The following is a 12981-nucleotide window of genomic DNA, read 5'->3' on the forward strand; positions in this document are numbered from 1 at the left end:
CAAGCGCCCCTGGACGCGCGGAACCTCGGCCGCTCCCTAGACCGAGACGACCGTCAGCCCCGCGTCCTCGAACCGCCGTACCGTCTCCGGCGCGGCCGCCGCGTCCGTGACCAGGGTGTTCACGGACTCCGTCGCGCAGATCCGGGCGAAGGCCCGCTGCCCCAGCTTGCTGGAGTCCGCGGCGACGACGACACGCTCGGCGCGCTCGCACAGCAGCCGGTTGATCGCCGCCTCCGCCTCGTCGTGGGCCGAGGCACCGTGCGTGACGTCGAAGGCGACGACCCCGAGCACCGCCACGTCGACCGTGATCTGGCTGAGCACTCCGTCCGCGAGCGGCCCCACGAGTTCGTACGACTGCGGGCGCGCGACCCCTCCGGTCAGCACGATCTTGAACTGCGGGCGTACGGCCAGCTCGTTGGCGATGTTCAGCGCGTTCGTGACCACGGTCAGCGCGGGTGAACCGGCCGCGAGGTCGGCGCGCACGGCCAGCGCCCGCGCCACCTCGGTCGTGGTCGTGCCGCCGGTGAGTCCCACCGCCTCGCCGGGGGCGACGAGGTCGGCCACCGCCCTCGCGATGCGCTGCTTCTCGGAGGCGTGGCGGGCCGTCTTGTAGCGCAGCGGCAGCTCGTACGACACGCCGTGCACGACCGCGCCGCCCCGGGTGCGCACGAGCATCTGCTGCTCGGCCAGCTGGTCGAAGTCGCGCCGGATGGTCGCGGACGAGACCGCCAGCTCGGCGGCCGCCTCCTCGACGTCCAGTCGGCCGCGCTCGACGAGCAGTTCCAGCAGCGTCTTCCACCGGGCGTCGCGTGACATCCGCGCCCCTCCCTTCCTCGATCTCCCGGTGACCCTAGCGCACCCCCACTTTGGGCTTGATGCTTGATTCTGCTCGAAACAACGCTATATCTTGCACAAACAAGCAAAAGCAGAGAGGTGTGGCATGACTCATGTCGAGGACGAGCTGACCAGCCAGCCCGAGTGCTGGACACGCGCGGCTGAGCGGGCGCCGAAACACGGCGGGGCGCTGCCGGCGCCGGGGGAGCGGGTCGCGATCGTCGGCTGCGGCACCTCCTACTTCATGGCGCAGGCCGTGGCGGCCCTGCGCGAGCAATCGGGCCAGGGGGAGACGGACGCCTTCGCCGCCTCCGAGTTCCCGTACGGCCGCTCGTACGACCGAGTCGTCGCCCTCACCCGCTCCGGCACCACCACCGAAGTGCTGGAACTCCTCGGCGAGCTGCGGGGACGCACCCGCACCACCGCCATCACCGCGGACCCCGACACCCCCGTCGTGGCAGCCGCCGACGACCTCGTCGTCCTCGACTTCGCGGACGAACGGTCCGTCGTGCAGACCCGGTTCGCCACCACCGCGCTCACCCTGCTCCGCGCCCACCTCGGCCTGCACACCGACGCCGTCGTCGCCGACGCGCGCACCGCGCTCCGCACGCAGCTGCCCCAAGGGCTCGTGGAGTGCTCGCAGTTCACCTTCCTCGGCCGCGGCTGGACGGTCGGGCTGGCCAACGAGGCCGGGCTGAAGATGCGCGAGGCCTGCCTCGCCTGGACCGAGGCCTACCCGGCGATGGAGTACCGGCACGGCCCCATCAGCGTCACCACCCATGGCACCGCCACCTGGATGCTCGGCGAGGCACCGGACGGCCTGCCGGAACAGGTCCGCGACACGGGCGCGCTGTGGGTCGCGGGCGGCCTCGACCCGCTCGCCGAACTGGTCCGCGTCCAGCGGCTCGCCGTCGCCGTCGCAGCGGCCCGCGGCCTCGACCCCGACCGGCCGCGCCACCTCACCCGCTCGGTGATCCTCGCCCCCTGAAGCCTCTGAAGCCCTCTGACGCCCTCTGAAGTCTTCGGAAGGATCAGCCGTGCCCCTCGCCACCACCGGTGAGCTCGTGACGCGCGCCGCCACCGCGCACTCCGCCGTCGCCGCCTTCAACATCATCACGCTGGAGCACGTCGAGGCGGTCATCGCCGGTGCGGAGTCGGTGGGTTCGCCCGTCGTCCTCCAAGTCAGCGAGAACGCCGTCAAGTTCCGCCACGGACACCTGCTCCCGCTCGCCCGCGCCGCCGTCACCGCCGCCGAGCGCGCCTGCGTACCCGTCGCGTTGCACCTCGACCACGTGCAGAGCGACCACCTGCTGCGGCAGGCTGCCGACGCCGGATTCAGCTCCGTCATGTACGACGCGGCCCGTCTGCCGTACGACGAGAACCTTGCCGCGACCAGAGCCGCCGCCGACTGGGGGCACGCCCAAGGGCTGTGGATCGAGGCCGAGTTGGGCCGGATCGGCGGCAAGGACGGCGCGTCGCCGCTGGACGCCCACGCACCCGGCGCCCGCACCGACCCCGCCGAGGCCCGCTCCTTCGTCGCGGACTCCGGCGTCGACGCCCTCGCCGTGGCCATCGGCAGCTCCCATGCCATGACCACCCGCACCGCGACCCTGGACCACGCCCTCCTCAAGAGCCTGGCCGCCGCCCTGGACGTACCCCTCGTGCTGCACGGCTCGTCGGGAGTGACGGACGGCGAGCTGACCAAGGCCGCCGCGGGAGGCATCGCCAAGGTCAACGTCGGCACCGCCCTCAACATCGCCATGACCGGCGCGATCCGCGAGTTCCTGGCCGCCCACCCCGAGGCGGTCGACTCGCGGGCGTACCTGGGAGCGGGCCGGGAGGCGATGGTGCGGGCGGTGGCCGGGATCATCCGGGTCCTCGGCTGACGGGACCGGCGCGGTCGTACGGCGCACGGCCCGCCGCCGCTATCCCTTGACTGCCTTCAGCACCACGAACTTCGCGTCACTGGCGACCAGTTGACTGTTGCCGAACAACCGGCGCAGCTTCAGGTGGTAGCCGAGATGACGGTTGCCGATCACCCACAGTTCGCCGCCCGGCCTGAGCGCCCGCCGCGCCCCGGTGAACATCCGCCAGGCGGTGGCGTCCGTCGTCGTCTGGTGGGAGTGGAACGGCGGGTTGTTCAGCACCAGGTCCACGCTGTCGGCCGGCACCCCCGCCAGCCCGTCCCCGACCCGGAACTCGGCATGCCCCGGCACGCCGTTCGCCTTGAACGTCGCCTCCGCCGAGGCCACCGCCTGGAACGACTCGTCCACGAACAGCACCTCGGCCTCCGGATCCGCCAGCGCCATCGCCGTACCGACGACACCGTTGCCGCATCCCAGGTCCACCACCCGCTGTCCGCCACGGCTGCCCGGCAGGTGCTGCAGAAAGAACCGGGTGCCGACGTCGAGGCGGTCCGCGCAGAAGACCCCCGCGTGGTTGACGACCGTACGGCCCGAGACGAGGCCGACACCGCCGGGAAGCTCATAGCTGTACGGCCACGGACTGGTGGTGCGCTCCGGCGACGGCGACAGCGACGGCTCCGGCGTGCAGAAGATCAGCCGGGCCTTCTTCTCCGCGAGCGAGGTGCGGGTCGGACCGAGAATCCGCTCGAACAACCGCAGCGTCGAGGTGTGGATCTCCTTCACCATGCCGGTGCCGACGACGACCGTGGCCTCGTGCACCGCGGGCGCCAGCCGCAGCAGCTGGTCCTCCAGCAGGGCCAGGCTCTTCGGCACCCGCACCAGCAGGACGTCGACCCGCCCGGGCGGCGGATCCTGCGTGGTGAGCAGCCGCACAGCACCGGTCTCGACACCGGCCCGCGCCAGGTTCGCCCGGGTCGCCTCCTGGGTCAGGTACGAGTCGGTGATCTGCACCGGCCGGTGCGCCGCGAGCGCCGTGACCAGCGCGCCCCAGCGGTCCCCGACCACCACGACCGTGCCGGACAGCGGCACGTCCTGGTCCGCCAGATGCCTGAGGAGGTAATCGTCGGAGGCGTCCCAGGCGCGCAGCTGGTCACGCGGGTCCTCGGGGAAGCGGGACAGCGTGAGCTCGCCCCAGGGAGTCGTCATACGGTCGGTCATCGTGCCCCCAGGCTAGCGGAGCAGCAGCTCAGCCCTGTCGGGCAGGATGGAACCATGGACAGCGAGCTGTTTCCCAGAGCCCGTACGGAGGTCGCGCCCGGCGCGGTGCACGTGCCGGACTGGCTGGACACGGCCCGGCAGCGTGAGCTCCTCGAAGCCTGCCGGGAGTGGGCCAGACCGCCCGCCGGCCTCAGAACGGTCCGCACACCCGGCGGCGGCACGATGACCGCCCGCCAGGTCTGTCTGGGCTGGCACTGGTATCCGTACGCCTACGCCCGCACGGTCGTCGACGGCGACGGCACCCCCGTGAAGCCGTTCCCCGACTGGCTGGGTGACCTGGGCCGGGACGCGGCGCGTGATGCCCTGGGCGCCGAACCGGTTCCGTACGACATCGCGCTGATCAACTTCTACGACGGAGACGCCCGCATGGGCATGCACCGCGACAGCGACGAGAAGTCGGACGCGCCGGTGGTGTCGCTGAGCCTCGGCGACACCTGCGTGTTCCGCTTCGGCAACCCCGACTCCCGGGCCCGGCCGTACACGGACGTCGAACTGCGCAGCGGCGACCTCTTCGTGTTCGGCGGGCCGTCCCGGCTCGCGTACCACGGGGTGCCCCGGGTCCACGCGGGTACCGCACCGCCGGAGTTGGGGCTGACCGGGCGGCTGAGCATCACGCTTCGGGCGAGTGGCCTGTAGGCCGCCGGGGCTGCGGATCATGGGAGACTCGCCCTCATGAGCGGCAAGGCGGACCCCCGTACGGCGGGGGAAGGGACCACCTCGAGAGCGCGGCTGGACCGGGGGCGCGGGGCGCTCGGGCCCGCGTTGGAGCTCGTGCACACCGGACGCGCGCCGACCCGCGCCGTCCTGACCGCCGAGCTCGGCGTGACGCGGGCCACCGCCGGCGCGGTCGCCGCCGAACTGGAGGCGCTCGGGCTGATCCGGGTCGACGCCCGGCCCGGCGCGGCGGCCGGTTCGCAGGGGAGGCCCTCGCACCGGCTCGCGGTCGCCGAGGACGGGCCCGTCGTCCTCGCCGCACAGGTGCACGCCGACGGGTTCCGGGCGGCGCTGGTCGGTCTGGGCGGCCGTATCGTCGCCACCGCCCCCGGCTGCGAGACCGTCGAAGAGGATCCCGCGAAGGTCCTCGTGTCCGTCGTGGAAGCGGGCGCCGAACTGCTGCGCACGACCGGACGGCGGTGCGTGGGAGCCGGGCTCGCCGTGCCGTCGGCGGTCGCCGAGCCGGACGGACTCGCCCTGAACCCGCTGCACCTGGCGTGGCCGGTGGGCGCCCCGGTCCGCCGCATCTTCGCGGAGTGCGTACGCGCGGCCGGGATCGGCGGACCGGCCTTCGCCGGCAACGACGTCAACCTCGCGGCGCTCGCCGAGCACCGGCACGGCGCGGGCCGCGGCGCCCGGGACCTGCTGTGCGTGGCCACCGGGCACCGGGGCGTGGGCGGCGCGCTGGTGCTCGACGGGCGTCTGCACACCGGCAGTGCGGGACTGGCCCTCGAAGTCGGCCACCTCACCGTCAACCCGGAGGGACGCCCCTGCCACTGCGGCAGCCGCGGCTGCCTCGACGTCGAGGCCGACCCGCTCGCCTTCCTCACCGCCGCGGGCCGCGACCCGGGCCCGGAGGTCTCCCTCCTCCAGCAGGCCAACGACCTCATCCGCAACCACTACGACGACCCGCACGTCCGCACCGCCACCGAGGCCCTGATCGACCGCCTCGGCCTCGGTCTGGCCGGCCTGGTGAACATCCTCAACCCGGACCGGATCATCCTCGGCGGCCTGCACCGCACCCTGCTGGGCGCCGACCCGCACCGCCTGCGCGCGGTCGTCGCCGACCGCAGTCTGTGGGGGCAGAGCGGCGGCGTCCCCATCCTGGCGTGCACCCTCGACCACAACAGCCTGGTCGGCGCGGCCGAGCTGGCGTGGCAGCCGGTACTGGACGATCCGCTGGGCGCGCTGGCCCAGTGACGCTGACGCCTCCTCGGCGGCCGGTCCGTCGCCCTGACCACACGAGCACCTGAGGTCGGTGTTCGCGACCCCGTGCCGTGAGACCCTGAGTCACCCCCGGGTAGGCTCGTGACATGCGGATCTCCGTTTCCTCGGACATGGACGAACCCGTGGCGCGCGCTCTCGTCACGGAACTGCGCGACCGCGGCCACGAGGTGGTGCCGTACGGCGCGCTGAACCCCGGCGACGACTCCCGGTGGGCCGTCTGCTCGGAGGCCGCCGCCCGTGAGGTCGCCGCCGGCACCGCGGACCAGGCCGTGGTGTGCTGCTGGACCGGCACCGGCGCGTCGATCGCCGCGAACAAGGTGGCGGGCGTACGCGCCGCCCTGTGCACGGACGCCTACACGGCCGACGGCGCCCGCCGCTGGAACGACGCCAACGCGCTGGCCCTCAGTCTGCGGCTGACGTCCGAGCCGCTGCTCAAGGAGATCCTCGACGCCTGGTTCACCGCCACGGCCGGCGAGGACGCGGAGGACCGGGAGAACGTGGCCCGCGTCGCACGCCTCGACCTCGGCAGGACCTAGCAGGCCCTAGCTCTCCGGTGCGGTAAGGCTCCACAACGCGGCCACCAACGGCCGGCGCAGATCGGCCCGCCGGACGCACAACCCGATCGGAAACGGCTCCGGCAACGGCTCGACCGGGAGCACGGCGAGCCGGTCGCGCACCGCGCTGTGCTCCAGCACGAGACGGGGCACCACGCCCGTGCCGCAGCCCAGGGCGACGAGCGTCAACAGCCCTTCGTGGCCGTCGGGTTCGCAGGCCACCTCGGGGACCGTGCCGCGTGTGCGGAACCAGCGGTCGGCGGCCTCGCGGACCAGGCCGCGGTGAGGGAGGACGAAGGGACCGTCGAGGCCGGGGTCGGGACGGTCGCGCGCGGTGACCAGGACCAGCTCGGTGACCGCGACCGTACGGCTGACCAGCGGCTCCGGCAGCCTCGACGGGATCCCCGCGACAGCCACGTCGACCTCGCCCTCGTCCAGCCGGGCCAGCGCCGCCGCCGCGTCGCCGGTGCGCAGATCGAGGCGTACCTCGGGGTGCGCGGTGCGGAAGGGGGTCAACAGGTCGGGCAGCAGGGCCTGACAGGCCGTCACCGTGGCGAACACGGCCAGCCGCCCGGTGAGTTCGGCCGGATCGGGATGCTCCTCGCGGTAGGCACGCCACAACTCCAGCGCCTGACCGGCGTATTCACGGAAGCGGTGCCCCTCCGCCGTCAGCGACACCCCGCGCGGGCCCCGGTCGAACAGCCGGTGCCCGAGGTCGGCCTCCAGCCGCTGCACGGTCCGGGTGAGTGTCGCCGCGCTGACATGGCAGTCCAGGCTCGTCCGCCCGAAGTTCAGCGTCTGCGCCAGATGCAGGAAGAGGCGCAGCTCCCGATGAGCGTCCCGCATGCTCTGACCTGACCCTTTCGATCCATGCAACAGTGCGCTGCACAGGTTGCGCTTGCCGCAACACTCGGGCGGAGCCTACAACTCGACCATGACCTCGACCACGTACACCTCCCGCGTCTTCGCCCTCGAAACGATGGACGTGCCCGACGGCACCGAGACCATCCTGCGCGGCGGGAGGCACCTGTTTCCCCTGTTGCCGAAGGCCTTCGACGGCGTGAGCCGCATCGGCGTCCTCGGCTGGGGCCCGCAGGGCCGCGCCCAGGCCCTCAACCTGCGCGACTCACTCGCCGGCACGGACATCCGGGTCGCCGTCGGACTGCGCCCCGGCTCCCGGTCGGCCGCCGACGCCCGTGCCCACGGCTTCACGGAGGAGGACGGCACGCTCGGCGACTGGCTCGCCGTCGCCGCCGACAGCGACCTGGTCGTCCTGCTGATCGCGGACGCCGCGCTCGCCGCCCACCACCAGGAGATCTTCGCGGCCCTCAAACCGGGCGCCGCGATCGGGCTCTCGCACGGCTTCCTGCTCGGCCACCTCCGGGCAACCGGCGGCGACTTCCCGCCCGGCCACCCGGTGCTCGCCGTGTGCCCCAAGGGGATGGGCGACTCGGTGCGCCGCTTGTACCAGCAGGGCGCCGAGGTCAACGGCGCCGGCATCAACAGCAGTTTCGCCGTGCACGCCGACCCCGACGGCCGGGCCGTCGACCTCGCGCTCGGCTGGTCGGTGGCGCTCGGGTCGCCGTACACCTTCCGCACCACCCTGCAGAGCGAGTACCGCTCCGACATCGTCGGTGAGCGCGCCATCCTGCTCGGCGCCGTCCACGGCATCGTCGAGAGCCTGTACGGCCGCTACCGCCTGGCCGGAGACGACGAGGTGACCGCGTACGAGAGGTCCTGCGAGAACGTCACCGGCCCGATCGCCCGCACGATCTCGCAGGCCGGACTCCGTGCGGTGCGCGACGGCCTCGACGCGGCCGGCCGGGACGTCTTCGACCGCGCCTACGCGGCGACGTACGCACCCGCCCGCGAGATCGTCGCCGAGATCTACGACGAGGTCGCCGACGGCACCGAGCTGCGCAGCGTGATCCTGGCCGAACGGCGGCTCGCCGGCCGCCCGATGACCGGGATCGGAGGTTCACCGATGTGGTCCGTCAGCGACCGGGTCCGTGCCCTGCGGCCCCGACGCGAGCTGCCCGTCGACCCGTTCACCGCCGGTGTCTTCATCGCCACGATGCTGGCCCAGGTCGACGAGTTCGCCGAGCGCGGGCACCCGTGGTCGGAGATCGTCAACGAGTCCGTCATCGAGGCCGTCGACTCCCTGCTGCCCTACATGCACGCCCGGGACGTGGCACACATGGTCGACAACTGCTCCCGCACGGCCCGCCTCGGCGCCCGTCGCTGGGGCCCGCGCTTCCAGGCGGCCTACGAGCAGATCGCCTTCCCGGCCGCCGCAGCCCCGGCGGACCCGGCCCCGCTGACTGCCTTCAACACCCACCCCGTCCACGAGGCGCTGGCCGCGGCGGCGAAACTCCGGCCGTCCGTGGACATCGCGGTGGCCTAGGGCTGTTCCGTGGGCGAGTTCGGTGACCGGCCGGTACTGCGCCCCAGGGCTTGTGGGTGCCGTCATGGCCGGCCAGGACGGGAACGGGTCATCGGCGGGGATCCGGATCGACTCCACGCGGGGCATGGCGGAAGTTCTCCTCCCGGTTTCCCGTCAGTTCCTGCGCGGCCGGGGAACCAGCTCCCCGCCGCAGTTGGGACACACGTCCCGCATGGCCTCGCCGCACGGCACGCAGAACGTGCACTCGTACGAGCAGATCCGGGCCGGTGCGTCCGGCGGCAGCGTCGCCGTCTCGCAGCGTTCGCAGCGCCCGCGCATCTCCAAGGCCATGTCGTCGCCCTCCTCGTCGCATTCCCGCTGCCTCCATCCTCCGGGCGCCGGGCCTGGCCGACAGTCACCGAAGGGCCAAAGACCAACGCGATCGGGCCACCGTGATCGTCATCCCCTCGCCCGGAGAAGGCGCAGGTCAGCGCCAGTCCACCGCGAACGCCGCGCCCGGGTTCCGCGTGAGGATTTGCTCCACCGTCTCCTCGCCCAGCTCGGCTTCGAGCCGAGGCCGCACCCGCCGCAGCAGATACGGCATCCCCGGACCGCCGCTGACCGAGCGGGCCGCCGCGGTCGTGGTGTCGCCGCCGAGCAGCAGCCGGTCGCCGTATCCCGCGTCGGCGAGTGCCCGCAGGGCGCCTGGCATCCGCCAGTCCGTGGCGTGGTGGGCGCGCGAGGGCCCGTCGAAGGCGAGGTAGCAGCCGGTATGCGCGGCCTGGAGCTGCGCGACGACGTCGGGGGAGCGGTTGAGGTGCCCCAGGATCACCCGCTGCGGCAGCACCCCCGACTCACCGCACAGCAGGTCCAGTACGTCCAGGGCGCCGGTGCCGAGCTCCAGGTGGACGGCGATGGGCGCTCCCGTCGCATGGTGGGCCTCGGCCGCCGCTCTCATCGTCCAGCGGGCATGTGCGTCGAGGGCGTGGAAGCCACCCGCGACCTTGATCAGGCCCGCGCGGACCCCCGACGTGCCGATGCCCTCGGTCAGTTCGGCGACGAAGACCTCGGCGAGCCGGCCCCGCAGCCCGGTGAGCGTCTCGTCGTCGTAGTGGACGGCCTGGTGCAGCCCGGTCGCGGCCACCACGAGCACCCCCGTCTCCCGGGACAGCGGCGGCAGATCGGCGGCCCGTCGCCCCAGCCCGTACGGCGTCCACTGCACCACGCTGTTGCCACCCTGCGCGGCGAACGCCGCCAACTCCGCGCGCGCGGCGGACGCGTGCTGCAGCTCCTGCCCCGGCAGGCGGGGACTGCTGAAGAACAGGTGGTCGTGCGCGTCGCAGACGCCCAGGGCCGCGGGGCGCACGTCTCCGAGCACGGTACGGACCCAGCTCACCATCGCCGTCCCCGCGGCAGGCGGTCGCGCCCCGGCGACGACAGGTGCAGCACCTCGAACACCTCACCTTCGGCCTTCGGCGCGTCGCCCTCCCAGAGCGAGAAATGGACGAGCTCCCAGCGGCTCGTGTCCACGGCGGCCGCCGCCAGCACCGCTCCGTCCCCGGCAGTGAGCCGCCCCGCCTCGTCCGCCGCGTCCTTCATGACCTCGGCCAACCGCACGCCGTCCGGCACCTGTTGCCGCCGCCGCAGGGCGACCCGCGCGGGGGAGCCGGCCGCGGCGCCCTCCTCGTACGCCAGCCCCGTCCACTGCCGGACCGGGGGCCGCCCGAAGTCGTCGGGGATCACCTGGAAGGCGCCGCCCCACAGGAAGGTGTTCATGCCCTCCATGGTGTTCCACAGGTAGAACGGCGCGTACTGGTTGACCGGCGACCCGCCGGTGCCCCGCTCGCGCATCAGAAACGCCTTCAGGCCCAGGCCCTCCCAGTTGTCGAGCAGACGACCTTTGCGTGCGACCCGGTCACGGACGATGCCCATGTCGTAGTCGGCGGGCAGCGTGATCTCGTACTGCATGGCGTGCATCGGGTGGTGTCTCCTCAAGTCGTGTGGGCGGGGCGGGCCGACGCGAGCAGCGACAACAGCCCTCGGACGCCCGTGTCGAACGCGGTCGGCGAACCGGACGCGCGGGCGAGGACGTAGCCGCCCTGGACCGTCGCGAGGACAGCTGCCGCGATCTCCTCGCCGTCCAGCGAAGGCGCGAACTGGCCCTTCTCCTTGCCCTCTTCGACGATTCCGGCGATCCGCTCGCGGATCCGGTCGAGCGTCGCGTCGACCGGCGCGCGCAGTTCGTCGCTGGCGATGATCTCCGGGTCCATCGTCAGCCGCCCGATCGGACAGCCGCGCAGCACGTCGCGCTCCCGCCGCAGATACGCCTCGATCCGCTCGTACGGCGTCCCCGGACCGTCGAGTAGTCCCTCGGCGGCGGCCAGCAACTCCTTCGCCGTCCGCCGGATCGCGGTCAGGGCGAGGTCCGGCTTCCCCTTGAAGTGGTGGTACATGCTGCCTTGCCCGGCTCCCGCGCGCTCCAGGATCGCCTTGGGGCTGGTGCCCACGTAGCCGCGCTCCCACAACAGCTCACGGGTGGACTCGATCAGTCGCTCCGAGGTGCTCATACCGCCACTGTACATACTAGTAGTTACAGACATCGAGGAGCTGGCAAGCAGCAGCGGCGACCCGCCCGGACGTCCTGCCGGCCAAGTCCACCGAATGGGGGGGGCAAGGGCCCGCCGACGCCCACTGCCCCCACGCGTCGGCCGTGAGAGAGCCGTAGGGGCACGCCGGTGGTGAGACGGCATGGGGGCCCCTCCCGCTCGAGCGAAGCCGAGAGTGGGGGAGCGCGGAGGCGCGAAGCGGTGAGCACGATCGCCGTCTCACCACCGGCTTGGGCGCCCCGTAGGTGAACGAACCGAAAGAGGGGTCACCGCCCGGTCAGCCGGCAACGGCCGACCGGGCGGGAGCGTGTTCGGGCCTGCGCAGGTCGACGGTGTGCGCGACCTCCGCGAACCGGTGTGCGGGCTTGTCCGCGACCGCGCGTCGCGGCGGGCGCGTGGCGGGCCGCACGGACGAGGGCGTCGGCAGCGTGAACCACACGACCTTGCCGGACTCGCCCTCCGGCCGCGCGCCCCAGCTCTCGCTGACCGCGGCGACCATCGCGAGCCCGCGCCCGCAGGTGGCGAACGTCTCGGCGTCCTCCACGACCGGCAGCCGCGGGTCGTGGTCGCGCACCGAGACCATCAGGCGGTCGAGCAGCAGCTCGATCTCCACGGTGCACGTCTTGTCGGGCTGGGCATGACGGTGGACGTTGGTCAACAACTCCGTCACGCCGAGCGCGGCCCGGTCTATGAGGGGATCCAGATGCCAGTAGCGCAACTGCGCCGATACGATTCTGCGGACCTGGCCGATCCGCGACGGCAGGGCTTGGAGCTCCACCGCGCAGTGCCTGCTTGGGTGACTGATCACGGCTGCGACTCCCCGACGTAGGTCCGGAAGAACACGGAGTTCGGATCGATCCAGCAGCGTGCCTTGCGTGAAACGGCCGCCTGCTGTCGTGGCCCGGCGGGCTGGTTCGCAGCGTTATCGCCGGTAAACCCAGAGTGACGTGAGAACAGAGTGACCCAGGGGGTCCGGTCCCGCAACTCGCGGTGCTTCAGTCGCTACGCCCTGCGGCCCGCCGTACGGCCTCGATGAACCGGCGCGCCGCCGGTGGCCCGGGCTCGCCCGGAGCGGGGTCGTGCTCGCCCAGGGTCAGCAGGTAGCGGTTGCCGTTGAGATCCGCCAGGGCCCGGTCCTCCGGGGAGAACCACGGCTTGGAGGCACGCACCGCCTGCACCGGCGCGCTGTCGATCTCACTGCCGTAACTGGTGAGCAGTTCCAGTCGGCCGTCGCTGATCCGGACCTGTCCGGCCCGGGTGAGCGAACGCAGCCGCTTCCCGATCCGCACGCCCGTGGCCGTGAACTCCGGCTCCGCCATCGCGCCCCGCCCCCTTGTGCGTGTGGGTGTCCACGGCCCTGTTGCGGAGTGGGCCGTTGACCTGTTCGTGTCGTGATCCAGTGTGCGCCCCCGTGGGAGACCTTCGTCCCGTCGGGCAGTCTGCCCGCCTGCGACGTCTCGCACCAGTGCGCACGGCCCCCTCGCCGAGAGCGCCCGGAGCACTCGCGCGAATGCGCCCCC

General features: G+C 72.8%; 15 protein-coding genes. 6 read left to right on the top strand and 9 right to left on the bottom strand.

Translation table 11 applies throughout. The annotated features are described in order from the left end of the window. Window positions 1-36: 36 nt before the first annotated feature. Complete coding sequence (locus KUM49_RS33985; RefSeq protein ID WP_217240814.1) at window positions 37-816, bottom strand: DeoR/GlpR family DNA-binding transcription regulator; 780 nt, start codon at window positions 814-816, stop codon at window positions 37-39. Between the two features lie 124 nt (window positions 817-940). On the opposite strand from KUM49_RS33985, the gene KUM49_RS33990 reads away from it, so the two are divergent. Further along, window positions 941-1822: an SIS domain-containing protein gene (locus KUM49_RS33990; protein ID WP_217240815.1), complete on the top strand. Its 882-nt coding sequence runs from the start codon at window positions 941-943 to the stop codon at window positions 1820-1822. A 49-nt stretch (window positions 1823-1871) separates the two neighbouring features. After that, complete coding sequence (locus tag KUM49_RS33995; protein ID WP_217240816.1) at window positions 1872-2720, top strand: class II fructose-bisphosphate aldolase; 849 nt, start codon at window positions 1872-1874, stop codon at window positions 2718-2720. Window positions 2721-2759: 39 nt separating this feature from the next. Here the strand turns inward: KUM49_RS33995 and KUM49_RS34000 are convergent, their stop codons facing one another. Continuing rightward, complete coding sequence (locus tag KUM49_RS34000) at window positions 2760-3905, bottom strand: methyltransferase (RefSeq protein ID WP_217240853.1); 1146 nt, start codon at window positions 3903-3905, stop codon at window positions 2760-2762. A gap of 66 nt (window positions 3906-3971) precedes the next feature. Between KUM49_RS34000 and KUM49_RS34005 the strand changes: the two genes are divergently transcribed. From KUM49_RS34005 to KUM49_RS34015, 3 genes are all read left to right on the top strand, one after another. Further along, entirely contained in the window at window positions 3972-4613 is a 642-nt protein-coding gene (locus tag KUM49_RS34005) for an alpha-ketoglutarate-dependent dioxygenase AlkB (protein ID WP_217240817.1), read from the top strand. A 36-nt stretch (window positions 4614-4649) separates the two neighbouring features. Next, window positions 4650-5891, top strand: a complete 1242-nt coding sequence (locus KUM49_RS34010; protein ID WP_217240818.1) for an ROK family protein — start codon at window positions 4650-4652, stop codon at window positions 5889-5891. Between the two features lie 113 nt (window positions 5892-6004). Further along, entirely contained in the window at window positions 6005-6454 is a 450-nt protein-coding gene (locus tag KUM49_RS34015) for an RpiB/LacA/LacB family sugar-phosphate isomerase (protein ID WP_217240819.1), read from the top strand. A gap of 6 nt (window positions 6455-6460) precedes the next feature. Here KUM49_RS34015 and ilvY read toward each other — a convergent pair whose 3' ends face one another. After that, complete coding sequence (ilvY, locus tag KUM49_RS34020; protein WP_217240820.1) at window positions 6461-7318, bottom strand: HTH-type transcriptional activator IlvY; 858 nt, start codon at window positions 7316-7318, stop codon at window positions 6461-6463. An 88-nt stretch (window positions 7319-7406) separates the two neighbouring features. Between ilvY and KUM49_RS34025 the strand changes: the two genes are divergently transcribed. Continuing rightward, on the top strand, window positions 7407-8876 hold the full coding sequence (locus KUM49_RS34025) for a ketol-acid reductoisomerase (protein WP_217240821.1): 1470 nt from the start codon (window positions 7407-7409) through the stop codon (window positions 8874-8876). A 153-nt stretch (window positions 8877-9029) separates the two neighbouring features. Here the strand turns inward: KUM49_RS34025 and KUM49_RS34030 are convergent, their stop codons facing one another. The 6 genes from KUM49_RS34030 to KUM49_RS34055 all read right to left on the bottom strand — a co-directional run bounded on the left by KUM49_RS34030 (window position 9030) and on the right by KUM49_RS34055 (window position 12780). After that, the gene (locus tag KUM49_RS34030) at window positions 9030-9206 is read right to left on the bottom strand and encodes a DUF1272 domain-containing protein (protein ID WP_217240822.1); all 177 of its coding nucleotides are present in this window, start codon (window positions 9204-9206) and stop codon (window positions 9030-9032) included. Window positions 9207-9342: 136 nt separating this feature from the next. Next, window positions 9343-10254 (bottom strand): phosphotriesterase, encoded by a 912-nt coding sequence (locus KUM49_RS34035; protein ID WP_217240823.1) that lies wholly within the window; start codon window positions 10252-10254, stop codon window positions 9343-9345. Further along, a complete protein-coding gene (locus tag KUM49_RS34040; RefSeq protein WP_217240824.1) occupies window positions 10248-10832 on the bottom strand; it encodes a DUF4865 family protein in 585 nt (194 codons plus the stop codon). The genes KUM49_RS34035 and KUM49_RS34040 overlap by 7 nt, the downstream gene beginning before the upstream one ends. Window positions 10833-10846: 14 nt before the next feature. Next, entirely contained in the window at window positions 10847-11422 is a 576-nt protein-coding gene (locus KUM49_RS34045; protein WP_254402205.1) for a TetR/AcrR family transcriptional regulator, read from the bottom strand. Between the two features lie 316 nt (window positions 11423-11738). Then, a complete protein-coding gene (locus KUM49_RS34050) occupies window positions 11739-12269 on the bottom strand; it encodes an ATP-binding protein (RefSeq protein ID WP_217240826.1) in 531 nt (176 codons plus the stop codon). A gap of 187 nt (window positions 12270-12456) precedes the next feature. Further along, window positions 12457-12780 carry a hypothetical protein gene (locus KUM49_RS34055; protein ID WP_217240827.1) on the bottom strand — a complete coding sequence of 108 codons (324 nt, stop codon included), beginning with the start codon at window positions 12778-12780 and terminating at the stop codon, window positions 12457-12459. Window positions 12781-12981: the final 201 nt, after the last annotated feature.

The sequence above is a fragment of the Streptomyces sp. AC555_RSS877 genome, from assembly GCF_019049245.1.
Taxonomy (GTDB): domain Bacteria; phylum Actinomycetota; class Actinomycetes; order Streptomycetales; family Streptomycetaceae; genus Streptomyces.